The organism is Arthrobacter sp. BE255 (genome assembly GCF_031457335.1).
Lineage (GTDB): Bacteria > Actinomycetota > Actinomycetes > Actinomycetales > Micrococcaceae > Arthrobacter.
In genome coordinates this window covers 359,485-384,086 of sequence record NZ_JAVDWK010000003.1, presented here as the reverse complement: position 1 = coordinate 384,086, position 24,602 = coordinate 359,485, and the positions used below count along the sequence as shown (strand labels likewise).

Below are 24,602 nucleotides of genomic sequence, written 5' to 3'. Positions count from 1 at the left end.
GCGGCGTTCCCTGTTGTGAAAGGCCTTACCTGCTGTGATTACTGTCCAGGATCTTGAACTGCGCGCCGGCGCCCGGCTCCTTATGGACCAGGTGAGCTTCCGCATCGACAAGGGAGACAAAATCGGCCTGGTAGGCCGGAACGGTGCAGGCAAGACCACCCTGACACGTGTCCTGGCCGGCGAGGGGCTGCCGGCAGCGGGCAAGGTGACCCGCACCGGTGAGATCGGCTACCTGCCCCAGGACCCGCGCACCCCGGACATGGAGCAGCTCGCGCGCGACCGGATCCTGTCCGTCCGCGGCCTGGACATCGCCGTCGGCAAACTCCGCGTGGCCCACGAAGAGATGGCCAGCGAGGACGCCAACATCCAGCGCAAGGCAATGAACCGCTACGACCGGCTGGAATCGGAATTCCTGGCCGCCGGCGGCTACGCGGCCGAGGCTGAGGCGGCGGCGATCTGCTCCAACCTCGCCCTGCCGGACCGGCTGCTGAACCAGCCGCTGAAGACACTCTCCGGTGGCCAGCGCCGCCGCGTGGAGCTTGCGCGCATCCTGTACTCGGATGCCGAGACCATGCTCCTGGATGAGCCCACCAACCACCTCGACGCCGATTCCATCGCCTGGCTGCGTGACTTCCTGAAAAACCACCAGGGCGGCCTGATCGTGATCAGCCACGACACCGAACTGCTCGAGGCCACCGTTAACAAGGTGTTCCTGCTGGACGCGAACCGCGCCCAGATCGACTTCTACAACATGGACTGGAAGCGCTACCTCACCCAGCGCGAGACGGATGAGCGCGCCCGCAAGCGCGAACGCGCCAACGCTGAAAAGAAGGCCCAGGTCCTGTTCGACCAGGCCAACAAGATGCGCGCCAAGGCCACCAAGGCCGTTGCCGCGCAGAACATGGCCAAGCGCGCCGAACGCCTGCTCAGCGGGCTGGAGGCAGTCCGCGAAAACGACCGCGTGGCAGCCCTCCGGTTCCCCGACCCGTCGCCTTGCGGCAGGACCCCGCTCACCGCCGAAGGCCTCAGCAAGTCCTACGGCTCGCTGGAGATCTTCACCGACGTGGACCTGGCCATCGACCGCGGTTCCAAAGTGGTCATACTTGGGCTCAACGGCGCCGGCAAGACCACCCTCCTGCGGATGCTCGCCGGCGTGGACAAGCCGGATACCGGCGACGTCATAGCCGGGCACGGCCTGAAGGTGGGCTACTACGCCCAGGAACACGAAACACTCGACGTCGACCGCACCGTCCTGGAGAACATGCGCTCCTCCGCGCCGGACATGAAGGACGCCGAAGTCCGCGGCATCCTCGGCTCGTTCCTCTTCTCGGGCGACGACGTCGACAAGCCGGCCGGAGTGCTCTCCGGCGGTGAAAAGACCCGCCTGGCCCTGGCCACCATCGTCGCCTCCAGCGCCAACGTGCTCCTGCTCGACGAGCCCACCAACAACCTGGACCCCGCCAGCCGCGCCGAAATCCTCGGGGCCCTGCGGAACTACTCCGGCGCCGTTGTCCTGGTGAGCCACGACGAAGGTGCAGTCGAAGCACTGAATCCTGAGCGGGTTGTGCTGCTGCCCGACGGCATCGAGGACCACTGGAACGAAGACTACCTGGACCTGATTACGCTGGCTTAGCCTTATCGCCCGTTCGGGTGCGGTCGCGCCCCCGGCCGCGTAATTTGCCGCTTGCTGGCTCGTTCCTCGCCTCTGACGCAAGCTACACAAATCACCCGGCCGCTGGCGCTTGCGGTCCGGTCACCTTTGGGCGAACCAGAGCTAGCGGACCGTTAGTTCTTCGGCTTGTGTGATCCGGAGCAGCTCTTTGTAGGTGATGCTGAACATTGAGTTGTGGTCTCCTGCTCCGGCCCAGAGGATCTTGTGGGCCTTGAGGGAGTTGTCCAGGATCGTCCTAATCTTGACTCCGGCCGCTGTCAGGGCGCGTTTCACATTCGCCACCGGAGCGGCAACATCCAACGGCTTCACCCGTCAGTAGCCCTGCGCGTCGAGGAGGGCGTCTTCCTCTTCCTCGGCGGTTGGGTGCTTCCGCTTGCGCGGGACATGCGGACGACGGCGGGCTGCCGCTGCGGCAGAGTGCCCCGGGCTGCCCGAATCGCTGGCGCCGTCATCCTCAGCGTCCTCGGCGTCGATCTCGGCGTTCCGGGCCTGTTGGCGCGCGGCGTAGCCGAAGCCCACGAACATGAGCACGCCGAAGGCAAACCACTGCAGGGAATACGACAGGTGCGTGCCTTCCTCCGTGGAGGGCATGGGGAACGGGAAGGGCATCTCCGCTGCCGGCGGCGTCTCTGACGCAAGCTGGCCGTAGGCTCCTGTCAGCAGAGGGTAGCCGAGCTCTTCTGCGTAGACGGGCAGGTCGATGGACGCCAGCTGGCCGTCAGGGGCGCCACGCTGAAGCGTCGGTTCTCCTGCCTTCAGGCGGACGACGGCGGTCACCTCACCTGCGGGCGGCGCGGGGATCGAGTCAGGGCGGCCAGGATTGTTGTTGCCGATGGGCAGCCAACCGCGGTCGATCACCACAGTCTCGCCCGAAACCAGCTTGAAGGGCACCACCACTTCGTAGCCGGGCTGCCCGTTCAGGGGCCTGTTGCGGACAATCCGCTGGCCGGCGGCGTCATACGCGCCCTTGAGTTCAACCTGCGTCCATTCCTTCTCGGGCTCCAGATTGTTGAACTCGTCCTTGACCGCAGCGAAGGGGACCGGGGTGGCCGAGTAGTTGGTGAGGACCCGGTTGATCTCCGCGAGCGTTTCGGCGCGGCGGTCCATCTGCCAGCGCCCCAGGAAAACACACGCCGTGGCGAAAATCACGGCAAGCAGGAGGTAGCCCAGCCATTTGCTGGAAAAGAGGAAGCGGTACATTCAGCCTTCCTGTCCCTGCTGGGTGGAACCGGACACGGAATCTGTTTCCAGCGGCAGTGTTTCCTTCCAGAGCCCGCGGGTCTGCAGGTAGTCCTCGAGCCAGTCGCGGTGGTCGCCGCAGGCCAGCCAGATCTTCCGCCGCTCGGGCGTGTGGATCTTCGGGTTGTTCCAGAGCAGCTGCCAGGAAGCCTCGGACCGGCAGGCTTTCCGGGAGCACATGGGAGCTGCGGCCGGCGGGGGACCGGGGGTCCCTGCGGCCAGGTCAAAAATGTTCATGAAGCGCGCCGTTCCTCGCCGTGGGTTGGTTCGTCGTCGTCATCAATGAGTTCGCCCTGCAGGACTTCGTCATCCGGAGCGGCTTCGGCCGGTGCCCAGCTGGGTCCTTCCAGTTCGGCCAGTGGCGCGGAGTCGAGCAGGGAATCGCTGTGGATCTCCGCTTTGTCGCTGCCGTTCGCAATGACCACCGCGATCCAGGGCAGGAAGACAGCGCCTGCGACCATCACCAGCTTGAACCAGCCGTCCACCACAAAAATGAGGATGAGGCAGACCATGCGGATTCCCATGGCCAGTGCGTATTTGATCATCCGTTGGCGCATGTCCTCGGAGTGGGCTGACGCAGCGTCCGTGATGCTATGGACTCCGGTATCGCCGGAGAACCGTTCAGGATCTCCGGGCACGGGCTGTCCAGCATGGTTTTCAAGGGTCACGGCTGATTGATCACGCTCCAAAGGCTTGCCTCAATTCTCTCACCATCCGGCAGTGGCGCCCAAACGCGGGCTAAGATCGGAGGCAGCAAAATCACAGCCTCTTCCTACCGCGGCGCAGCCTGCCGCAGATTCCCGGAGCGTTTTATGTCTGAAGCAGCTACTGCGGCCCGCAGCGTCCTCATCACCGGCGGAAACCGCGGCATTGGCCTGGCCATCGCCGAGGCCTTCCTGGCCAACGGCGACAAGGTGGCGGTGACCTACCGGAGCGAGTCTGAGCTGCCGGCCGGGATCCTGGGCGTCAAGGCTGACGTGACGGATGAAGCCTCAGTGGATGCGGCATTCGCCGAGGTGGAAGCTGCGCATGGCCCCGTTGAGGTTCTCGTGGCCAACGCAGGCATCACCAAGGACACGCTGCTGATGCGGATGAGCGAGGACGATTTCACCTCCGTGATCGACACCAACCTCACCGGCGCCTTCCGTGTGATCAAGCGCGCGTCAAAGGGCATGATCCGGATGCGCAAGGGCCGCGTTGTGCTGATCTCCTCAGTTTCCGGCCTCTACGGCGCTCCGGGGCAGATCAACTACTCCGCCTCCAAGGCAGGCCTGGTGGGCATCGCCCGTTCGCTGACCCGGGAACTGGGATCCCGCGGAATCACGGCCAACGTGGTGGCACCGGGATTCATTAACACGGACATGACGGCCGAACTTCCCGAAGCCACCCAGAAGGACTATCTCTCCAGCATTCCTGCAGGCCGCTTCGCTGAAGCGTCGGAAGTTGCCAATGTGGTCCGCTGGATTTCCAGCGACGAGGCAGCCTACATTTCCGGCGCAGTCATCCCTGTCGACGGCGGATTGGGCATGGGCCACTAACAGGAAACCCTGCTGCCGGGCAACCTCAGGAAGCGGCGCCGAACGCTTCAATCAGCCAGGCCGTTACGTCTTCGTCGACGTCGTCAGCCGCGTTGAGTTCAAGGTGGTGCATCCACACTCCGGGGGACGGGTGGACCACCTCCTTGAACCGCGCTGACTCCACCCGCCGGGGCAATGCAATGGAGAGAACAGCAGGTACCGCTGTCTTGAGGTGCTGCTGCGGATTCCAGACATAGGCGAACCCGCGCCGGTTCCGGAAGGCCACCTGGCTGGCAGTGGTCCGCACGGTGGCTGGAACCGCGCCGAGAATGGCGTCGCTGACAATGTGGCAGAGCCGCAGTCCTTCCGGTGAGTTGGCGAAGACGCCTTCCGGCGTCGACGGTTTGCCTGCGGCGCCCGTCATGGCCTGTGCCCTTGCGGTTTCCGGCGGTTCTTCATGGGGGGAGCCTACGCCGGGACGGCAGGCTCCCGGCAGGGCCCCGTCACTAGCCGGGGCAAGCTTCTTTGTCGGGGTCAAACAAGCAAATACGGGGCCTGCGCTGGCATGATGGACTGCAGACCTCTAGCGATTTAGACGTTTCGAACAAAGGAGCCCATATGGGACTGCTGGACAACAAGACCGCCATCGTGACCGGATCCTCACGCGGAATCGGCGCCGAAGTGGCAAAGATCCTGGCCGGCGAGGGCGCCGCCGTCGTGGTTAACTACCGCCAGAAGGCGCCCCGCGCCAACAAGGTGGTCGCAGGAATCGAAGCCGCGGGCGGCCGTGCAACGGCCGTCGGTGCGGACCTGACCACGCTGGAAGGCGTGCAGGCCCTTGCCAGTGCCGCCATGGAAAACTTTGGTTCGCTGGACGTCCTGGTGCTCAACGCTTCCGGTGGCATGGAGACCGGCATGGAGGACGACTACGCGCTGAAGCTGAACCGGGACGCGCAGGTCAACATGCTCAATGCCGCAGTGCCGCTGATGAAGGAGGGCTCCCGCGTGGTCTTCGTGACCAGCCACCAGGCCCACTTCATCAACAGTGTTTCCACCATGCCGGCGTACGAGCCGGTGGCCCGCAGCAAGCGTGCCGGTGAGGACGCCCTCCGTGCCCTGATCCCGAACCTTGCCGAGAAGGGCATCTCGCTGGTGGTCGTTTCGGGCGACATGATCGAAGGCACCGTTACGGCCACACTGCTTGACCGCTCCACTCCCGGCGCCATCGAGGCCCGCCGCGCCGAGGCCGGCAAGCTCTACTCGGTGGAGGAGTTCGCCGAAGTGGTGGCCGGCATGGCTACCGCCGACGTCGAGTCCGGCCACACGGAGTACGCCGGCGGTGCCGACTACTTCGGCAAGGGCGCCAGCTAGGGTTTCCGGGCTCTCCCAAAGGGTTGTCCCCGCGGCAACCCGTCACACGACAGGCTCCGGGCAGAAAAGCTGCCCGGAGCTTTTGTCTGTCCGGAGCTTTTCTCTGTCGGGGGGCGTTGTCTGGGAGTGCAAGGCCGCCTAGGGTCTTATGCATGGCACAGCAACCAGAGGTGACGCGCCGTACCTATCCGGCCGGTGTTCCCTGTTGGGTGGACACCCGGCAGCCCGACGTGGAGGCAGCCATGCACTTCTACGGCGGAGTCTTCGGGTGGCAGTTCAACGACACTGCCCCGGCCGGCGGTGGCAGGTACGTCATTGCCACGCTCAACGGACAGGAAGCCGCCGCGATCATGGGCCCCGGCCCCGGTGTCGCCGCGTGGAACACCTACGTCTCCGTCGACGAAGCGGATGCTGCCGTTCGCCACCTGCTCTTTGCCGGTGCAACACTGAAATCGGCTCCTGCCGATGCGGGCTGGGGCGGCGTGCAGGCGGTGCTGGCAGATCCTGAAGGCGTCGAGTTCCGTATCTGGCAGGCCCGGGAGCGCTCCGGCGCCCAAGCGGTCAACGGTCCCGGTGGCTGGAATTTCAGTGACCTCCACACCACAGACACCGAGGCAGCTGCCGCCTTCTACACGAAGGCCTTCGGCTGGCAGTTCGACAGCCTCGGCTTCGGAACGATGATCCGCCGCCCCGGATACGGGGACCACCTCGAAGCCACCGTCGACCCCAACATCAGGGTCCGCCAGTCCGGCGCCCTCGTGCCCCGCGGGTTCGAGGACGCCGTCGCCTGGCTTGCCTCCGCGGCGCCTGGTGGGCAGCCGCAGTGGCACGTGACCTTTACTGTCGCGGACCGCGACCGGACGGCCAAGGATGCAGAGCGCCTCGGCGCCGTCCTCCTGGGGCAGGACGATACCGAGTGGACGCGCACTGTCCTGATCAGGGATCCCGGCGGAGCCGTATTCACCGCAAGCCAGTTCACGCCGCCGTCGGGCTAAGTGGTCCCGGCCGGAGCCGGGGGATCAGACGCCGGCGATGTGGCGCACGGCATCCAGGTAGGGCATGTTGACGGCGGAGTCTGCAACTGCACGGACAGCGGGCTTTGCGTTGAATGCCACTCCGATCCCGGCGGCTCCCAGCATGTCCAGGTCGTTGGCCCCATCACCCACGGCAATGGTGTGTTCCATCGCGATTCCTTCGGCGGCCGCCCACTCGCGCAGGTATTTCTCCTTCGCAGCGCGGTCAATCACGGCACCGAGAACCTTGCCGGTCAGGGCGCCGTCCACGATTTCGAGTTCGTTCGCGATCCAGTAATCCAGGCCCAGGTCCTCCGCGATCGGACGCAGGATCTGGTTGAAACCGCCGGAGACCACCGCAACCACGTGTCCTGCGGCCTTGAACGCGGCCACCAGATCGGCGGCGCCCTCACTCAGTTTCACTTCTGCGCGGACGGAGTCGACGACGGCGGCCGGCAGTCCCGCGAGCACGGCCACGCGTGCGTGCAGGCTCTGCGCGAAGTCCAGTTCGCCGCGCATGGCGGCTTCGGTTACGGCGGCAACTTCCTCGCGCTTGCCCGCGTAGGCTGCCAGGAGTTCAATGACTTCCTGCTGGATCAGCGTCGAGTCGACGTCCATGATCAGGAACTTCCGCTGGGCTGCGCGGAGTCCGGAGGGAACGATGGCGGTGTCCAGGCCGTCCTGCGCCGCCTCGGCTACCGCGTGGCGCAGGGCCGCGATGCCCGAATCCGTGCCGTCAGCGACGGCCAGTTCGGCGGTGTGGACCTCAAACCGGCTGTCCCCGGCGCGGGATTCGGACTCGAAAGTCGCGCCGCTGCCGGCCAGGACGGAGCGCAGCTGGTCAAGCTCGGAGGCGGTCAGTTTCGGGCCATAGCTGACCGCAGTCACGTTCGGAGTCATGGCTGCAATCTTAGCCAGCGCAGGGGTACGGCCCGAATTCATTGCGGAGGTACAACGCCGCCGGCCGTGACGCATGTCGCAAGGCCCGTATCAGTTATCAGTCGGTCCCCGTTTTGTCCTAGTGTCTACTCCTATGAGTGATGTTTTGGAATTGGCTTCCGTCAGCGTTGTCCGAGGCAAGAAGACCCTGCTGGACAAGGTTGACTGGCAGGTCAACGAAGGCGAACGCTGGGTCATCCTTGGCCCCAACGGCGCAGGCAAAACGACGCTTCTGCAGATCGCCGCAGCACGCCTGCATCCGAGCAGCGGCAAGGCCGGGATCCTCGACGAAACCCTGGGCCGCGTCGACGTCTTTGAGCTCCGTCCCCGCATCGGCCTTTCGTCCGCCGCCCTCGCCACCCAGATCCCGGAACACGAGATCGTCCTGAACGTGGTGGTCACCGCCGCCTACGGTGTGACCGGCCGGTGGCGCGAGGGTTACGAGCGCGACGACGAGCGCCGCGCCTTCCGTCTGCTGAACGCGTGGGGGATGGGGCCGCTGCTCAACAGGACCTTCGCCACGCTCTCCGAAGGTGAGCGCAAGCGCGTCCAGATCGCCCGGGCCCTCATGACGGATCCGGAGCTGCTCCTGCTGGATGAGCCTGCTGCCGGGCTGGACCTGGGCGGCCGCGAAGAACTCGTCCACAAGCTCAGTGAACTCGCGCGGGACGAAGCCGCCCCGGCCATGGTCCTGGTCACCCACCACCTTGAAGAAGTCCCGCCCGGCTTCACGCACGCCATGCTGCTGCGTGACGGCGGTGTCGTCGCTGCCGGCCCGATCTCCGACGTCCTCACCGATGAGCACCTCACCACAACCTTCGGCCTGGCCCTGGACGTGACCGAGAACGCCGGCCGCTACACCGCCACAGCCCGCCGCTAGGCCAGGGCGCCGCCCACCGTGGATTTTCTCAGCAGTACTTTTGTGTTCATCGCCGGCCTGTGGGCCGGCACCATCAACGCCGTCGTCGGCTCCGGCACCCTGGTCACCTTTCCCGTCCTGATCGCCCTCGGGGTCACCCCGGTGGTGGCATCCATGAGCAACGCCATGGGCCTGGTGGCCGGTACCGCCGCCGGCGCCTGGGGCTACCGCCGTGAGCTCAAGGGGAGGGGACTCCAGCTCCTCAAGCTCCTGCCGGCGTCGCTGCTGGGCGGCATCACCGGCGCCTGGCTCCTCCTCCACCTCCCGGAGAAGGTCTTCCACTACGTGGCGCCGGTCCTCCTGGTGCTCGCCCTGCTGATGGTGGTCTTCCAGCCACGCCTGCAGGCGTGGGTCCGCAACCGCGAGGAGAACCCGGAACACGCCGTGCGGGACAAACGGCACGGCGTCCTCCTGGTGGTGCTCGTTTACCTGGCCGGCGTCTACGGCGGTTATTTCGTGGCCGCCCAGGGCATCCTGCTGGTGGGCATCCTGGGTGTTTTCCTGACCGGTACCATCCAGAACGCCAACGCCATGAAGAACATCCTGGTGCTCGGCGTGAACCTGGTGGCCGCCGTCTCCTACCTGGTCTTCGCCTTTGACCGCATCAACTGGCTGGTGGTGCTCCTGATCGCCGTCAGCTCCACCATCGGCGGACTCCTTGGCTCCAAAGTAGGCAGAAGGCTCTCACCCACCGTCCTCCGTGGTGTGATTTTTGCCCTCGGGCTGGTTGCGCTGGGCTTTATGATCGCCAATCTGCTGAAATAATCAGCCGGTGCCAATCCACTACCTCGAGTCGGCCCGGGATCCCCGGGTATCCGACTACACCCAGCTGACAGATGTCCACCTGCGAAAGCTCCGCGAACCGGCGGAGGGCATGTACATCGCCGAATCCTCGCGCGTGCTGCGCCGCGCCCTGGCCGCCGGCCACCAGCCGCGTTCGTTCTTCCTGGCCGAGAAATGGCTGGCGGACCTGCAGGATGTCCTGGACGCCCACCCGGACGTCCCGGCATTCATTGGCCACGCCTCGTTGCTGGAGGAGATCACCGGCTTCCACCTGCACCGTGGGGCGATGGCTGCCATGCAGCGGCCGGCGCCCGCTCCCCTGGACGAACTGCTCGCCGGCGCCCGCCGGGTTGCGGTCCTGGAGGACATCGTGGACCACACCAACGTCAGTGGTCGCAAAATACAAGATTCTGATCGAGCTCATTTTCCGGGGCGATCAAGGATCGCGGTCCTGGAGAACCTTACCGACCATACAAACGTAGGTGCGATTTTCCGCAGCGCCGCCGCCATCGGCGTCGACGCCGTCCTCGTCTCACCCCAGTGCGCCGACCCCCTCTACCGACGCTCCATCAGGGTTTCGATGGGCACCGTGTTCCAGGTGCCGTGGACCCGGATCGAGTCGTGGCCGGGGGACCTTGAGGTCCTCAAGGAAGCAGGCTACTTCGTGGCCGGCATGTCGCTCGGCGAAGGTGCCATCACACTCGATGAGCTTGTCGCCCACGACCACCAGAACCTGGCGTTGGTCTTCGGCACCGAGGGTGACGGGTTGAGACCTGAGACCGATCAGGCGCTCGACGCGCGCGTAACAATCCCGATGATGAATGGCGTGGATTCGCTGAATGTTGCGGCGTCATCCGCTGTGGCGTTCTACGCGACGAGGTAGTGGCTGAGCGTGACGCACCCGCCCGACCGCGGTGTCAGGAGCAATTGAAGAGCTGGAGTACCGCATCAATGCCAGCGGCGACTCCCCAGGAACGTCACAGCGGCGGTGATGGCGATGCCGAGGCCGATCGGGACGCTGAGATGGATCTGGAGCAGGGGAACTCCGATGGCGGCCCCGGCGAACATAGCGAGGACAGCGCCCAGCCGTCGGTTGAGTAACCTGGGCCGTTGCTTGCCCACAAGTGACTCTCCGGCGAGGGAAGTCATGGTGGAAGTAATGACCACTGTGGTCATGTCTCGTACGCCCAAATGCCGCGCAATCAGGGCCTGGGAGCCCATGTGCATGGCGATAACGGCGGCAACAAGGACACCAATAGACTGCCGGCCGACGTCTTCCACGATGAGAGAGGTGGCGGCGGTTCCCGTCAACGCGATACAACCCGCTGTGAGAAGGAGCGTGACCCTGCGGTTCCAGCCTTTCGGGCTTGACTGGAGCGTAGATCCGGCAACCGCCGCGCCGAGGAGAAAGGCGCCAAGTGCTACCAGTGGGCCCAAAGTTGGCAGGTTCGCCGCCCCGGCCAACGCCATAGCAAGAATCACCAAATTGCCGGTCATGTTTCCGGTGAAGATGTGATCAAGTCCAAGGTAGCCGACCGCGTCAACCACACCTGTAACGAGCGTGAGGGCCATCATGAGCATCAGTCGGAACTTTTCCGGAGACGACACATTTTCTTGTGGGGTAGAGGCAGTTTTGATACCTGAGCTGGCTACAGCTGATGTCATGGTTTAAGGGATCCTTCATCGTGAGGGGTGGTCTCTATGACCACCCCACGGACACGCTTGTTGGTGGTTTTAGATGGACTGGCAGGCAACTAAGGCGATGCCGTCGCTCCGGGGATCTGCGCCGGTGGCGAGGGCGCCATCGTAGCGTCGACGTGCAATCTTGGAATGGCCGAATGCTTCCGCCGTCGTGAGCCGCTCGGCTTCCTGCCTTGCATTGTTGGCGCGGCGCTCAGGCTTCAAGCTTGGAATGCTCGCCCAGACGATGCCATGAACGGTTGTGGTAGACCAGGGCGTCGCCGGGTTCGCCCGCTTGGACGTCACGCATCACGCGGGACTCCAGGGCGTGAACGGCGATGATGGTGGAGGTCCCCACCTCCATGCGATCGATGACGGCGCAGCGCACCCAGGCGCGGACATCCTCATACACCGCTTCGCCGGTTGCAAGGGGCGACCAGCGGTGCGTCTGGCCAAAGCGGTCGGCGCCGGGGGTCGCTCCAAACTTCGCCAGGTCGACGTCGTGCGCGTCCAGCAGGTGCACGACGACGGTTTCGGCGCGGGAAAGTACTTCGGACGCAGAGGACAGTGCCGAGACCGAGAAGATCATCAACGGAGGTTCCGCACTCACTGACACGACCGAAGATACCGTCAGTGCCACCGGTCCTTCGCCGGCATCGGCCGTGATGACGGCGACACCTCCCGGATGGCCACGGAACAGTGACTTGAAGTCGTTGGCCGAGAGGGAGGACGGGAAGCTTTGCTTGGGAGTATCGAGCCATGTGTCCATGGGGTAAGCATGGAACATCGTTATGACACCTTGGGGGCGGAGCGGGCGAGTTCCTCGCGAATGATGTTCGTCCCTGCGCTGAGGGCACTCAGCTTGGCCAGTGCGACGTCCCGGGGGAACGGTGCCATGCCACAGTTGGAGCTGGGGATGAGCTTGTCCGCATCGACGAACTGCAGGGCCATGCGGAGGGTGTTGGCGACCTCCTCCGGCGTCTCGATGGTCTCGCTTGCGACGTCGATTGCCCCGAGCATGACTTTCTTGCCGCGGAGGAGCTCGATGAGGTCCATGGGCACGTGGGAGTTCTGGGACTCCAGCGAGATGATGTCGATGCTGGAGCTTTGCAGCAGCGGGAAAGTTTCCTCGTACTGCCGCCACTGTGAGCCGAGCGTCGCCTTCCAGTCATTGTTCGCCTTGATCCCGTAGCCGTAGCAGATATGCACGGCGGTCTCAGCGCGCAGTCCTTCTGCGGCTCTCTCAAGCGCAGCCACTCCCCAATCCTTGACCTCATCGAGGAAGACATTGAACGCGGGCTCGTCGAACTGGATGATGTCAACGCCGGCCGCCTCGAGTTCTTTCGCCTCCTGGTTCAGGATCGTGGCGAACTCCCAGGCCAGCTTCTCGCGGCTCTTGTAGTGGTCATCGTAGAGGGTATCCACCATCGTCATTGGACCGGGAAGAGTCCATTTGATCGGCCGGTCCGTGGTTGCGCGGAGGAACTTTGCGTCGTCGACGAATACCGGCCGCTCGCGGCGCACCGGTCCGACGACGGTCGGTACGCTCGCGTCGTAGCGGTCGCGGATGCGCACGGTCTTGCGTTGTTCAAAGTCGACCCCGCTGAGATTCTCGATGAAGGTCGTGACGAAGTGCTGGCGGGTTTGCTCACCGTCGCTGACGATGTCGATGCCGCGCAGGCTCTGCTCGTGGATGGCGATGCGCAGCGCATCCTGTTTGCCCTCGAGCAGCGCATCTCCCTCCAGCTTCCACGGGGACCAAAGAGTCTCCGGCTGTGCGAGCCACGATGGTTTCGGCAGGCTACCGACGACGGTGGTGGGCAAAAGTGTGTTCATGATTGATGATTCTCCGTGGGTCAGTTGACGAGGGCGGGGTAGTTGGCGGTCCACTGATCCAACAGATCCTTGTGGGGCGTGATGAAGTGCTCCTCCGTGTACTTCGCCTGCGTGATCGCGAGCTGACCGCGCTCGACGCGGTCGTAAGCGATCTGGGTCCGCGAGTAATCCTGCTCGCCCAGGCTCGGCTGGTAGACGGCGGCGGCGGCGGAGTTCGCGTTGTAAACTTCGGGGCGGTAGATCTTCTGGAACGTCTCCATGGTGCTGATGGTGCCGATGAGCTGCAGGTTGGAGTAGTCATTGAGCAGGTCGCCGCGGAAATAGAAGGCGAGCGGCGCAACGCTGCCGCGTGGCATGAAGTAGCGCACCCGCAGTCCCATCTTGGCGAAGTACGCGTCCGTCAGCGAGAACTCGTCCTGCTGGTACTCGACGCCCAGGACCGGGTGACGGTTCCCGGTTCGCCGGTACGTCTTGCTTGTGGAGACGCTGATGCAGACCACTGGCGGCTGCGGGAAGCGTTCCCGGCATACCGGGGAATCGAGGAAGTGCTGGAACAGCTTGCCGTGAAGATCGCCGAAGTCCTCAGGCACCGTGGGCTTGCCTGAGTCCCCGGCTGCCGCTGGCAGTACGACGCTGAAGTCGAAGTCTCGGACGTAGGAGGAGAAGTTGTTGCCGACGATCCCTTGGTGGCGGACCCCGTTCAGCAGGTCGACGATCTGGATATCGAGAACCTCGAACAGCGGGAACTGCTGATCCGTGCCGTCCGCGGTGAGCTGTATCTGCACGGAAACGATCTCAAGCTCGAGCGCGTAGCGGTCCCGGTCCGGGTTGTCCCAGTCTGCGAGATCGTTGAAACGGCGCCGAATCATGGTCAAGGCGTTGCGGAGGTTCTCCTGGCGGTGCTCGCCCCGTGCCAGGTTGGCGAAATTCGTCGTGATCCGGGAGCCTTCCGACGGGGAGTAGTCCTCGTCGAAGCGGGTCGTGGTAATGCTGAAGGTGAAGTCGTCTGCCATGTGCTGCCAATCTTGGAGATGGGCCGGAGACGGCCTTTCAAAAGGGACGTGTCCATGGTGCAGCCTTTCAGGGGGTATCAAGTAACTAGGCGTCGCTATGCACTCATATAGACTTTCCCTATGGCTCAGATTTCGAGCGGACTGACCCTGCAGCAGCTCCGCTACTTCATAGAAGTTGCCGCGGAGGGGTCGATCTCCGCGGCGGCCGATCTTCTCTATGTCGCGCAGCCGACCATGTCCGCGGCAATGAAGGACCTTGAGGCACGGGTGGGCCGTGCACTCCTGGTTCGCTCCGCCCGCGGGGTCACCCTCACCGCCGACGGGGTAGAGTTCCTCGGCTACGCGAGGCAGGTCGTCGAGCAGTTCGCCCTCCTCGAGCAGCGCTATCTTGGCAGGCCACCGACACGACGTCTGCTCGGGGTGTCCACGCAGCACTACTCGTTCGCGGTGGACGCCTTCGTCCGGATGGTCAAGGCCACTGAGGTGGCCGAATACGAGTTCTCGCTCCGCGAGTCCCGCACCTGGGACATCATCGAGGATGTCCGGACACTCCGCAGCGAGATAGGCATCCTCTACCGGAACGATTTCAACCGGAAGGTCATCGACAAGCTGCTCCGCGAATCCGGGCTCGCGTTCTCTCCGCTGTTCCTCGCCGATCCGCACATTTTCATTTCACGGAACAACCCGCTCGCCTCAAAAGAGCGAGCGACTCTTGACGATCTTGCCGGCTTGCCGCGGCTGACCTTCGATCAAGGTGCGAACAACTCTTTTTACTTTGCCGAGGAGATTCTCTCCACCTTGTCCAGTAAGCAGGAGATCCGGGTCTCTGACCGAGCGACAATCTTCAACCTCATGATCGGGCTCCACGGCTACACGATCTCGACGGGCATCATCAGCGGGCAGCTGGACCCGGAGATCGTCGCCATCCCACTCGACGTTGACGAACGCATCGAGATCGGCTGGATCGGCCACGCCGCGATTCCGCTCACCGACCAAGCACAGCGCTACCTCGGGGAACTGCGGGCCGTCGTCGCTGAGTTCGGCGTCGCTCTACTCGACTGACCGCAGTCGAGTAGGCGGTTCCGTACCCCTCAGGTGATTCGACGCGTCTGTTGCAGCCGAGCGGGTTGCTGGTGTCGTACCTACCCGTCGCAGGAGCCAAACTGACAGGCAAGGCCCTGGATAAGCTGCCAGAGGCGGACGAAGAATAGGTGCAAATCAAGGTTCTTCACGTGTGTGACTGTTCGTGCCAAGCCCCGGCAATGTTTGCGCCGTGAAATGCCTATAACACATTGGAACCACCACCAACGTGGGGGCGATTTTCAGGTCCGCGGCTGCGCTGGACATCGATGCCGTCCTGGTGTCGCCGCGGTGCGGAGACCCGCTCTACCGGCGGAGCGTCCGCGTCAGCATGGGCACTGTTTTCCAGGTTCCGTGGGCACGGCTCGAGTCCTGGCCGCGGGATCTTTCCCTCCTCAAGCAGCATGGCTTCACCGTGGCGGCGCTGGAGCTGACCGGGGATGCGGTGGATGTCGATGAACTTGCCGCCCGGAATCCGGACCGGCTGGCTTTGGTGCTGGGCACGGAAGGTGCAGGCATGAGCGCAAAGACACTCGCCGCCGTCGACCTCGCAGTGAAAATCCCCATGCGGGCCGGCGTGGACTCGCTGAATGTGGCCGCCGCGTCTGCAGTGGCGTTCTGGGAGCTCAGGCCCCGGGGATAAGGCCCGGCAGGCGGTTCGCGGGGACCGCGCCGATCCGCTATTATTGGTAGCTGGCCGCAATGCTGTAGTGCTTTTCGCTGCTGCAGGGCGCGGCCATCCCATTCATACCTGGCAACTGGCCAAATCCAGTTGTGCGAACAAAGGTCCCATTATGAAGTCTGATATCCACCCGAAGTACGAAGCTGTTGTTTTCAACGACCTGGCTTCCGGCGTCAAGTTCCTGACCAAGTCCACCGTGTCTTCCAAGAAGACCATCGAGTGGGAAGACGGAAACACCTACCCGGTCATCGACGTCGAAATCTCCTCCGAGTCCCACCCGTTCTACACGGGCAAGCAGCGCATCATGGACTCTGCAGGCCGCGTCGAGCGCTTCAACGCTCGCTTCAAGGGCTTCGGCGGCAAGAAGTAATTCACTTCGCCCCAACGTTCTGTGGAAAGCCCGCACCGGCAACGGTGCGGGCTTTTTTGCATTTTCCGGCACCCCGGGCTGTGAGGCAGGATGGAAGGCATGACTGACACAGCGCTCCCCGACGAAGACCGCCCCCGCCTCCATGGCGAGTACAAGGTCCCCGGCGGGAAGCTCGTGGTGGTGGACCTCGACGTCGTGGACGGACTCCTCACCGGCGTGTCAGTCAGCGGGGACTTCTTCCTGGAACCGGACGAGGCGCTCCCGGATATCAACCGGGCCCTCAACGGGCTGGCGGAAACCACGACGGCGGCAGAGCTTTCCGCTGCCGTGACCGCTTCCCTGCCACCGGGCGCAGTCCTGTTCGGCTTTTCGGCCGACGCCGTGGCGGTCACCGTACGCCGTGCCCTGGCGAAGGCAACGTCCTGGTCTGACCATCACTGGAACGTCATTGCCCCCACGGTCCTCCCAACCCACGTCAATGTCGCACTGGACGAGGTCTTGACCGAGGAAGTCGGCGCCGGCAGGCGCAACCCGACGCTGCGGTTCTGGGACTGGGAGGAGCCGTCCGTGGTGATCGGCAGCTTCCAGTCCGTCCGCAACGAACTGGATCCCGACGGCGTGGCCCGGCACGGCATCACCGTGGTCCGCCGCATCAGCGGCGGGGGAGCGATGTTCATGGAGGCCGGCAACTGCATCACGTACTCCCTGTACCTGCCGCAGACCCTGGTGGACGGGATCAGCTTTGCCGACTCCTATGCTTTCCTGGACGCCTGGGTGATGGCCGCGCTGGAGAAGATCGGGGTCACCGCGTTTTACGTGCCCCTGAACGACATCGCCACGGACCAGGGCAAGATCGGCGGCGCCGCGCAGAAACGGCTGGCCAACGGCGGCATGCTGCACCACGTCACCATGAGCTACGACATCGACGCCGACAAGATGGTGGACGTGCTGCGCATCGGCAAGGAAAAGCTCTCGGACAAGGGAACCCGCAGCGCCAAGAAGCGTGTCGACCCGCTCCGCCGGCAGACCGGGCTCGCACGCACGGAAATCATCGCGGCGATGATCGAAGTGTTCACCGAACGCTATGCCGCCACCCTGTCGGAACTCACGGACGCCGAACTCAGCGCCGCCCGGGAGCGGGTGGCTGCCAAGTTCGGCACCGAGGAGTGGCTGCACCGCGTCCCCTGAGGGTGTTTATATCCAAGCCTGCGCGGTGAGTGCCCGGAGCAGGTGGCTGCGCTGCTCCACGATGATCCTGCGCAGGGCGCGCGGGGCATCGGCATTGGCCTCCAGCCAGGCGTCCGTCCGGAGCACCACCGGGTGCTCCTTGGGCAGGGTCCCGGCCGGGAGGTCCTGCGCCAGCGGGTAGAGCCCGCGGACAATCCGGCTGGCAATTTCGATGCTCCGGCTGTCCCAGACGCCGCGGAGGCTTGCGAAGTATGGCTCCACGTACGGCTCCAGGAGCGGGGCGGGCGCCGTGGTGAAGCCCGCTATGGTGGCGCTCAGCAGCTGGTTTGAGAGCTCCGTTCCCTCCACAGCGGCCTTCCAGGCAGACGCTTTGACCTGGGGGTCCGGACGCGCGGCGAGGGCGGTCGCGTGGCCCGCCCGGCCTGACGCCGTAGTGTCCGTTGCCAACTCGGAGTCCAGCTCCTCGACGGCTGCCTGGCCGTTGGCTGCCAGCGCGTGCCAGATGTTCCACCGCAGCTCGGCGTCCACGGCGAGGCCGTCCACCTTCCCTGTGCCGTCCAGCAGCTCCCTGAGCCGGGGGAGAAGCGTTGAATCGTGGCGGCTGACGGCGGCCACGGTGCGTGCCCACGCAAGCTGCTGGTCGGAACCCGGGGCGGCCAGGCCAAGCTGGCTGTCCGCAGCCGTCAGGAAGTCCCTGCGCACGGCGTCACGCCCGGCTGCAGGGGTGTAGCGTTCGACGGCGGCCTGCGCGTTGTCGAGGATGTTCAGCAGCACGCCGATCCCGGTTTCGGACGGCCCGAACGCCTTCACGGCGTCCACGTAGCGGGCGGCCGGGCTTTCCGCGTCCCTGGCGGAGTTCCATAGCGCCGTCCAGCAGAGTGCCCTGGCCATGGGGTCGGGGATCCGGTCCAGCGAGGCCAGCACCGTGGCTTCGGAAACAGGGTCCAGCCGGACCTTGGCATAGGTGAGGTCGTCGTCGTTCACCAGCAGGAGCGCCGGCCGCGGCCGGCCGGTGAGTTCCGGGACCTCCGTCCGCGCTCCGGCTATGTCAGTTTCGACGCTTCCGGTCCGGACCAGTGCACCGTCGGCGTCGAAGTTGTAGGAGCCCACCCGCAGCCGGTGCGGCCGCAGCGCCACACGTCCCGTGACCGGGTCCACAGCATCCTGGACGATGGCGACGGCGCCGAGTTCGCCGTCGTGCGTGCCGCTTTCCACGGACAGCGTGGAGATACCGGAAGTCTGCAGCCATTGCGCGGCCCAGCCGGCCAGGTCGCGCCCCGAGGCATCGCTGAGGGCCTTCAGGAGGTCGGCCAGCGTGGTGTTTCCGTAGGCGTGGTCGCGGAAATACTGCCTCGAGCCGGCGATGAAGGCGTCGAACCCCACGTACGCCACCAGCTGCTTGAGCACGGACGCGCCCTTGGCGTAGGTGATGCCGTCGAAGTTCTGCTTGGCGGCCTCGAGGTCGGGAATGTCGGCGACCACCGGGTGGGTGGTGGGCAGCTGGTCCTGGACATACGCCCAGGCCTTGCGCTTGTTCGCGAAATTCACCCAGGCTGTATCCCAGTCCGTGGCCTGGTCCACGCCGAGCGTTCCCATGTAGTCCGCGAACGACTCCTTGAGCCACAGGTCGTCCCACCACTGCATGGTGACGAGGTCGCCGAACCACATGTGGGCCATCTCGTGCATCAGCGTGTTTGCGCGCCCCTGGTACTGCGCATCGGTGGCCCGGGAGGTAAAAACGTAGCTTTCGGTGAAGGTGACCAGGCCCGGGTTCTCCATCGCGCCCAGGTTGTATTCCGGGACAAAGGCCTGGTCGTATTTCCCCCACGGGTAGGGGTAGTCGAACAGCCGGTTGAAGAAGTCCAGGCCGCGCTTGGTGAGGCCGAACAGTTCGGCCGCATCGAAGGATTCAGCCATCGACGCCCGGCAGTACAGTGCCAGCGGCACTTCCAGTTGCGTGCCGTCGTCGAGCGTAGCGCTCCAGTGGTCCTGTGCCCTGAAGTACGGCCCCGCGAGCACGGTGGTGATGTAGGTGGACATGGGGCGGGTGGGGGCGAAGTCCCAGCGGCTGGTGTCCGGATCACTGGTCAGCCGGGTCCGGGCAGCCTCGACTCCGTTGGAGGCCACCTCCCAGCCCGACGGCGCCATAACGTGGAACGTGAATTCAGCCTTGAGGTCCGGCTGTTCAAAGTTGGCAAACACGCGCCGGGCGTCGGCGGGCTCGTACTGCGTGTAGAGGTAGCACTGGCCGTCGGCCGGATCCACAAACCGGTGCATGCCCTCGCCGGAACGGCTGTACAGGGCGGTTCCGGTGACCGTCACCTGGTTTTCTGCCTGCAGGTTGTCCAGCCGGATCCGCGAGCCCTCCACCGCGTCGGCCACGGGCAGGCCTTTGCCGTTCAGGAAAACGCTGTGGACCTCGGCGGCGATGAAATCAAGAAATGTCGACGCCACCTGTCCCTGGCCCGGTGCGGCTGCCGAGAAGTTGATGACGCTGCGGCTGGTGTAGCCCGCCACGTCCGGGTCCGCTGCCTGCCGCACGTCCAGCGAGACATCGTAACTGTGGGTGGTGATCAGGGCTGAACGTTGCGCGGCTTCTTTGCGCTGCAGATTCTCATGTGACACTCCGCTATCTAATCACGGGATTCGCCCGCCGTTCACCGCAGGAAAGCCGCCATGGCAGCGCCCTGCAGGCGTCCTAGGCGGTCATGAGCAGTGCCGCCGCCAGGCCCAGCAGCGCGATCAGCAGCCATGCCGCCAAAGCGGCGAAGAGCGCACGGCCTCCGGTATGCAGGAGCGTCCGGATCCGGACGGCTGACCCCAGCCCGAACAGCGCGGCCCCCAGCAGGATGTCCTGGACTGCGGCGCCGGCGTCGAGGATCCCGGGCGCCAGCCAGCCGCTGGATCGCAGGCCGACCATGGCCACAAAACCGAGCACAAAGAGCGGAATCACCGGAGGCAGGCGCCCCGCGTCGGGCGCTGCCGGTGACCCCGGCGGGGCGGAGGCTGCTGCCTTCCCGGCGGCACGCGCCGTACTGAAGCGCTGGTGGACGCCCGCCGCGGCAACGATGGGTGCCAGCATCAGCACCCGGGTGAGTTTGACCACGACGGCGATCCCCAGCGCCGCCGTCCCCGCGGTCTGGGCGGTGGCTACTACCTGGCCGACGTCGTGCACGGAGGCCCCGGTCCAGGCCCCGAATGCCAGCGGACTGAGCTGCAGCGGATGGACCAGCAGCGGCAGGACCCCGATGGCCAGGGTTCCGCACAGCGTCACGAGTGCCACGGGCAGTACCGTGTCCACATGCCGGATCCGGCGGACGGCGGCCATGGCGCCGATGGCGGACGCACCACAGATGGAAAAGCCGGTGGCAATCAGGAGCGACGCCTCCGCCGGCAGCCGGAAGAGGCGGGAGATCGCGTAAGTGCCGGCGAAACTGGCCAGCACCACGCCGGCGATCAGCACCAGGGCCAGCCAGCCCAGGCCCAGTACGTCCATGATGCTGACCTTGAGCCCCAGAAGCACGATCCCGCCTCGCATCAAATGCTTGCCGGCGAAATCGAGTCCCGGCCTGGCGCGCCCGGCCACCCAGACAGCCGTCCCCGGAAGGTTCGCCGCGAGCAGGCCAAGGACCACGGCCAGGGTCATGGCGGGAAGGACGGGCACCAGCCAGTGGATGCTGAAGGCAGCGGCCAGTGCCAGGGCGGCAGTCAGCAGGCCCGGCAGGAGACGGTCCTTTCCAAGTGGCACTCACCTACTTTGCCGGATGGGACACGGATTCCACGAACCGGCGGCACCGGTCCAACACGCCACAATGGATGGCAGTAATGATTTCGAAACAAAAAGATGGTTGGCTAAAGGACATGTCAGACCTATTCCAGGATTACTCCGAGGCCGCCGGGCGTACCGGTGCCTACGACGAGATGTTCGCCCCCGGCCAGGAAGCACGCGAGTCGTACGGCCAGGTGGCCGATGCCCTCCGAAAGCTCTCGCTGGCCGATGTCAGCGCCCGGGCTGACTCGATGGCGCGGACCTTCCTCGACCGCGGTGTGACCTTCGACTTTGCAGGGGAGGAGCGGCCGTTCCCCCTGGACATCGTTCCGCGCGTCATCCCAGCGGATGAGTGGACCGTCCTGGAAAGGGGCGTGGCCCAGCGGGTCAAGGCCCTGGAAGCGTTCCTCAACGATGTCTATGACAAAATGACGGTAGTTTCCGACGGCGTCATCCCTCGCCAGCTCGTCACCACCAGCGCCCACTTCCACCGCCAGGTGCAGGGCTTCGAGCCCGCCGGGGGCGTGCGCGTGCACATCTCAGGCATCGACGTGGTCCGCGATGCGGCCGGCACCTTCCGTGTTTTGGAGGACAATGTCCGGGTGCCCTCCGGCGTGAGCTACGTCCTGGAGAACCGCCGCGCCATGGCCAAGGGCCTGCCCGAGGCCTTTGGCCAGCAGCTCATCCGTCCCGTCGAGGAGTACCCGCGGCGGCTGCTGTCGGCCCTGCGCAAAACCGCACCGTCCGGCGTCGATGATCCCACCGTGGTGGTCCTGACCCCCGGCGTCTTCAACAGCGCCTACTTCGAACACACGCTGCTGGCCGGCCTGATGGGCGTTGAACTGGTGGAAGGCCGCGACCTCATCTGCCGCGGCAACCGCGTGTACATGCGCACCACCGCCGGCGAACAGCGCGTGGACGTGATCTACAAGCGCATCGACGACGAATTCCTGGACCCGCTGCAGTTCCGCGCCGACTCGATGCTCGGCTGCCCGGGCCTGGTCAACGCGGCACGGGCCGGCGGCGTCACCATCGCCAACGCGGTGGGCAACGGCGTCGCTGACGACAAACTTGTGTACAGCTACGTTCCGGACCTGATCCGGTACTACCTCAGCGAGGAACCGATCATCGCGAACGTGGATACGTTCCGGCTGGAGGAAAAGGACGCCAGGGAATACGTTCTGGACAACCTGGCCGAACTCGTGGTGAAGCCCGTGGACGGATCCGGCGGCAAAGGCCTGGTCATCGGGCCGGACGCTTCCAACGACGAACTCGACGCCCTGCGCAAGCGCGTCATTGCTGATCCCCGAGGCTGGATCGCACAGCCGGTGCTTCAGCTTTCCACGGTGCCCACGCTCAGCGGCGACAAGTTCGGTCCGCGCCACGTGGACCTGCGCCCGTTCGCGGTCAACGACGGCGACGACGTCTGGGTCCTCCCGGGCGGACTCACCCGGGTGGCGCTCAAGGAGGGTTCACTGATCGTGAATTCCAGCCAGGGCGGCGGCTCCAAGGACACCTGGGTACTGGCGGACTCGCCCCAGGTTCCGGTGGAGACCATTCCCCGGCCGTCGATTGCCATCCGCGAACGCGTCTCAGTCTGGCCCGTGGAAAGCAACTGGCGCGACCGCCAGTCGGAGCAGCAGCAGTGATCCGGGACCATATCCCGGCAGTAATTTCCCATCAGATTCCGGACGCGCAGGAGGTAGCCACGAATGCTTAGCCGTATTGCTGAGTCCCTTTTTTGGATCGGCAGGTATGTGGAGCGTGCCGACGGCACGGCCCGCATCCTGGACGTGCACCTGGAGCGCCTGAACCACCTGCCCATGGAGGAGCGGCGCAGCGTCGCCCAGGAACTCCTTGCAGTCATGGGCGCCCGGCCGCAGAGCGAGGACTTCGGCCTGCCCGAACTCCTCCACGCCCTCGCGTACGACAAAACCAGCGCCACCTCGATTGCCGGGTCCCTGGGCGCGGCCCGGGAGAACGCCCGCCGCGCCCGGGAGACCGTATCCTCGGGCCTGTGGGAGAGCCTCAACACCACCTACTACGGGCTGAGCCAGCACCGCAAGGATGTGGTGGGCACGTACCGTTTCTGCAACTGGACGCTGGAACGTACAGCGATGGTCAGCGGCCTCGCCGACACCACCGTGAGCCACGACGAAAGCTGGCTGTTCCTGGTGCTCGGCCGTTCCCTCGAACGCGCCGACATGACCGCCCGCATGCTCTCCACCCGGGATGTCCTCTCCGCGGGCATGTCCTGGGTGAACATGCTGCGCTGCGCCGGCGCCTACGAATCCTTCCTGCGGACCCGGCGGGCCGCCTTCGGCGACCAGCACGCCGCCGAGTTCCTCCTGCTGGACAGGCTGTTCCCGCGCTCCATCGTGTACGCCTTGCGTGACGCCGACGAGTGCCTGGCCAAGCTTGATCCGTCCGCCCAGCGGGTGGGCTTCATCAACGACGCCCGCCGGATCGTGGGGCAGGCGCGGACCTTCCTGGAGTTCCACCGCACGGACGACCTCATGTCGGAACTGCCGGAGCACATGGAACGCGTGCAGAAGGCCGTTTCGCAGGCGTCGGACGCCATTTCCCGTAAGTACTTCAATCAGGCGGACGAACTGGCCTGGGTGGGAGAAGTTTCATGACCCGGCTGAGCATCATCCACAAGACCGCCTACAAGTACAACAAGCGCGTCACCCTGTCCTACAACGAGGCCCGGATGACCCCGCTGACCGACCCCCAGCAGGTGGTCCTCGAGTCGGTACTCAAGGTCTCGCCATCCCAGGCGGCCGTGAGCAGCTACCGCGACTACTGGGGCACCCGCGTGACGGCCTTCGACATGCAGATGCCCCACGACCACCTCGAAGTCATCTCCAACATCACCGTGGAGGTCCACCGGGCTGAAAGGATCCCCGCGGAAACCGACATCGCGGGATGGGACGTCCTGGCGTCAGCCGAAACCCTGAACACCTACAGTGATTGGCTGCCGCAGTCCCTGCTGAGCGGTCCGGGCGAGGAAGTCCTGGGGATTATCCCCGGCGTGGTCGATGGCAAGAACCCGCATGAGGCCGCGATGGCCATCTTTGAATGGATGCGCGGCGAAATGACTTACATGTCCGGCTCCACCGCGGTGACCACGAACGCCGAAGAAGCGTGGGGACAGCGGCAGGGCGTCTGCCAGGACCTGGCGCACCTGGCCATCGGGGCCCTCCGCAGCTGCGGAATCCCTGCCCGCTATGTGTCCGGTTACCTCCACCCGCGTTCGACGGCGGACATCGGCGAGACGGTGGCCGGCCAGTCCCACGCGTGGCTGGAGTGGTGGGACGGCCAGTGGCGGAGCTGGGATCCCACCAACCACAAACCGGCCGGCGACTACCACGTCACCGTGGCCCGTGGCCGGGACTACCGTGACGTGCCCCCGTTGAAAGGGATACTTTCCGGCGGCGGCGGATCCGCGCTGAGCGTCAGCGTGGAGATCACGCGGCTCGCATAACTGACATCAGGCCGGGCCCGCAAGCCCGGCCTGATTGCTTTCCG

At 65.1% G+C, this 24,602-nt stretch carries 24 protein-coding genes and 2 pseudogenes; 14 read left to right on the top strand and 12 right to left on the bottom strand.

The genetic code is table 11. The annotated features are described in order from the left end of the window. Positions 1–34 precede the first annotated feature (34 nt). Entirely contained in the window at positions 35–1,633 is a 1,599-nt protein-coding gene (locus tag J2X42_RS08105) for an ABC-F family ATP-binding cassette domain-containing protein (RefSeq protein ID WP_131132958.1), read from the top strand. Positions 1,634–1,774: 141 nt separating this feature from the next. Here J2X42_RS08105 and J2X42_RS08100 read toward each other — a convergent pair. The 4 genes and pseudogenes from J2X42_RS08100 to J2X42_RS08085 form a co-directional block, all read right to left on the bottom strand. Then, a pseudogene (locus J2X42_RS08100) lies at positions 1,775–1,915 on the bottom strand (YbaK/EbsC family protein); the annotation flags it as partial. A gap of 69 nt (positions 1,916–1,984) precedes the next feature. Then, positions 1,985–2,872 carry an SURF1 family protein gene (locus J2X42_RS08095; RefSeq protein WP_310163999.1) on the bottom strand — a complete coding sequence of 296 codons (888 nt, stop codon included), beginning with the start codon at positions 2,870–2,872 and terminating at the stop codon, positions 1,985–1,987. Further along, on the bottom strand, positions 2,873–3,148 hold the full coding sequence (locus J2X42_RS08090; protein WP_310163997.1) for a hypothetical protein: 276 nt from the start codon (positions 3,146–3,148) through the stop codon (positions 2,873–2,875). After that, complete coding sequence (locus tag J2X42_RS08085; RefSeq protein ID WP_310163996.1) at positions 3,145–3,579, bottom strand: DUF3099 domain-containing protein; 435 nt, start codon at positions 3,577–3,579, stop codon at positions 3,145–3,147. Before J2X42_RS08085 ends, J2X42_RS08090 begins: the two co-directional genes overlap by 4 nt. Positions 3,580–3,723: 144 nt before the next feature. Here J2X42_RS08085 and J2X42_RS08080 point away from each other — a divergent pair, with 144 nt between their 5' ends. Continuing rightward, entirely contained in the window at positions 3,724–4,449 is a 726-nt protein-coding gene (locus tag J2X42_RS08080; protein WP_310163995.1) for a beta-ketoacyl-ACP reductase, read from the top strand. 25 nt (positions 4,450–4,474) lie between these two features. Here J2X42_RS08080 and J2X42_RS08075 read toward each other — a convergent pair whose 3' ends face one another. After that, on the bottom strand, positions 4,475–4,852 hold the full coding sequence (locus J2X42_RS08075) for a DUF5655 domain-containing protein (RefSeq protein ID WP_310163992.1): 378 nt from the start codon (positions 4,850–4,852) through the stop codon (positions 4,475–4,477). A 194-nt stretch (positions 4,853–5,046) separates the two neighbouring features. On the opposite strand from J2X42_RS08075, the gene J2X42_RS08070 reads away from it, so the two are divergent. Next, a complete protein-coding gene (locus J2X42_RS08070; RefSeq protein WP_310163990.1) occupies positions 5,047–5,799 on the top strand; it encodes an SDR family oxidoreductase in 753 nt (250 codons plus the stop codon). Positions 5,800–5,951: 152 nt separating this feature from the next. Beyond that, positions 5,952–6,794 carry a VOC family protein gene (locus J2X42_RS08065; RefSeq protein WP_310163987.1) on the top strand — a complete coding sequence of 281 codons (843 nt, stop codon included), beginning with the start codon at positions 5,952–5,954 and terminating at the stop codon, positions 6,792–6,794. A 24-nt stretch (positions 6,795–6,818) separates the two neighbouring features. Here J2X42_RS08065 and serB read toward each other — a convergent pair whose 3' ends face one another. After that, positions 6,819–7,712 (bottom strand): phosphoserine phosphatase SerB, encoded by an 894-nt coding sequence (gene serB / locus J2X42_RS08060; RefSeq protein ID WP_310163985.1) that lies wholly within the window; start codon positions 7,710–7,712, stop codon positions 6,819–6,821. Between the two features lie 133 nt (positions 7,713–7,845). Here serB and J2X42_RS08055 point away from each other — a divergent pair, with 133 nt between their 5' ends. From J2X42_RS08055 to J2X42_RS08045, 3 genes are read left to right on the top strand one after another with little or no spacing between them, the layout of a single operon-like run. Then, a complete protein-coding gene (locus J2X42_RS08055; RefSeq protein ID WP_310163982.1) occupies positions 7,846–8,631 on the top strand; it encodes an ABC transporter ATP-binding protein in 786 nt (261 codons plus the stop codon). Positions 8,632–8,649: 18 nt separating this feature from the next. Continuing rightward, a complete protein-coding gene (locus J2X42_RS08050; RefSeq protein WP_310163979.1) occupies positions 8,650–9,435 on the top strand; it encodes a sulfite exporter TauE/SafE family protein in 786 nt (261 codons plus the stop codon). A gap of 7 nt (positions 9,436–9,442) precedes the next feature. Beyond that, entirely contained in the window at positions 9,443–10,336 is an 894-nt protein-coding gene (locus J2X42_RS08045) for an RNA methyltransferase (RefSeq protein WP_310163976.1), read from the top strand. Between the two features lie 65 nt (positions 10,337–10,401). On the opposite strand, the gene J2X42_RS08040 is transcribed toward J2X42_RS08045, so the two are convergent. The 4 genes from J2X42_RS08040 to J2X42_RS08025 form a co-directional block, all read right to left on the bottom strand. Continuing rightward, positions 10,402–11,118, bottom strand: a complete 717-nt coding sequence (locus J2X42_RS08040) for a YoaK family protein (protein WP_310163974.1) — start codon at positions 11,116–11,118, stop codon at positions 10,402–10,404. Between the two features lie 229 nt (positions 11,119–11,347). After that, positions 11,348–11,920, bottom strand: a complete 573-nt coding sequence (locus J2X42_RS08035) for a flavin reductase family protein (RefSeq protein ID WP_310163970.1) — start codon at positions 11,918–11,920, stop codon at positions 11,348–11,350. Positions 11,921–11,922: 2 nt separating this feature from the next. Beyond that, positions 11,923–12,969 (bottom strand): methionine synthase, encoded by a 1,047-nt coding sequence (locus tag J2X42_RS08030; protein ID WP_309970861.1) that lies wholly within the window; start codon positions 12,967–12,969, stop codon positions 11,923–11,925. Positions 12,970–12,989: 20 nt separating this feature from the next. Further along, on the bottom strand, positions 12,990–13,982 hold the full coding sequence (locus tag J2X42_RS08025) for a DUF1852 domain-containing protein (protein ID WP_310163967.1): 993 nt from the start codon (positions 13,980–13,982) through the stop codon (positions 12,990–12,992). Positions 13,983–14,102: 120 nt separating this feature from the next. On the opposite strand from J2X42_RS08025, the gene J2X42_RS08020 reads away from it, so the two are divergent. From J2X42_RS08020 to J2X42_RS08005, 4 genes and pseudogenes are all read left to right on the top strand, one after another. After that, complete coding sequence (locus J2X42_RS08020; protein ID WP_309970856.1) at positions 14,103–15,044, top strand: LysR family transcriptional regulator; 942 nt, start codon at positions 14,103–14,105, stop codon at positions 15,042–15,044. A 241-nt stretch (positions 15,045–15,285) separates the two neighbouring features. Beyond that, positions 15,286–15,705, top strand: a pseudogene (locus tag J2X42_RS08015) (TrmH family RNA methyltransferase); the annotation flags it as partial. A gap of 151 nt (positions 15,706–15,856) precedes the next feature. Next, positions 15,857–16,114, top strand: a complete 258-nt coding sequence (locus J2X42_RS08010) for a type B 50S ribosomal protein L31 (protein ID WP_028267311.1) — start codon at positions 15,857–15,859, stop codon at positions 16,112–16,114. Between the two features lie 99 nt (positions 16,115–16,213). Continuing rightward, positions 16,214–17,302 (top strand): biotin/lipoate A/B protein ligase family protein, encoded by a 1,089-nt coding sequence (locus J2X42_RS08005; RefSeq protein ID WP_310163964.1) that lies wholly within the window; start codon positions 16,214–16,216, stop codon positions 17,300–17,302. Positions 17,303–17,308: 6 nt separating this feature from the next. On the opposite strand, the gene pepN is transcribed toward J2X42_RS08005, so the two are convergent. Next, a complete protein-coding gene (gene pepN, locus J2X42_RS08000; protein WP_310163963.1) occupies positions 17,309–19,927 on the bottom strand; it encodes an aminopeptidase N in 2,619 nt (872 codons plus the stop codon). A 73-nt stretch (positions 19,928–20,000) separates the two neighbouring features. After that, positions 20,001–21,050 carry a putative sulfate exporter family transporter gene (locus tag J2X42_RS07995; protein ID WP_310163961.1) on the bottom strand — a complete coding sequence of 350 codons (1,050 nt, stop codon included), beginning with the start codon at positions 21,048–21,050 and terminating at the stop codon, positions 20,001–20,003. Positions 21,051–21,163: 113 nt separating this feature from the next. On the opposite strand from J2X42_RS07995, the gene J2X42_RS07990 reads away from it, so the two are divergent. From J2X42_RS07990 to J2X42_RS07980, 3 genes are all read left to right on the top strand, one after another. Beyond that, complete coding sequence (locus tag J2X42_RS07990; protein WP_310163959.1) at positions 21,164–22,720, top strand: circularly permuted type 2 ATP-grasp protein; 1,557 nt, start codon at positions 21,164–21,166, stop codon at positions 22,718–22,720. Positions 22,721–22,783: 63 nt separating this feature from the next. Continuing rightward, positions 22,784–23,710: an alpha-E domain-containing protein gene (locus J2X42_RS07985; RefSeq protein ID WP_018761308.1), complete on the top strand. Its 927-nt coding sequence runs from the start codon at positions 22,784–22,786 to the stop codon at positions 23,708–23,710. Then, complete coding sequence (locus tag J2X42_RS07980; RefSeq protein WP_310163956.1) at positions 23,707–24,558, top strand: transglutaminase family protein; 852 nt, start codon at positions 23,707–23,709, stop codon at positions 24,556–24,558. Before J2X42_RS07985 ends, J2X42_RS07980 begins: the two co-directional genes overlap by 4 nt. Positions 24,559–24,602: the final 44 nt, after the last annotated feature.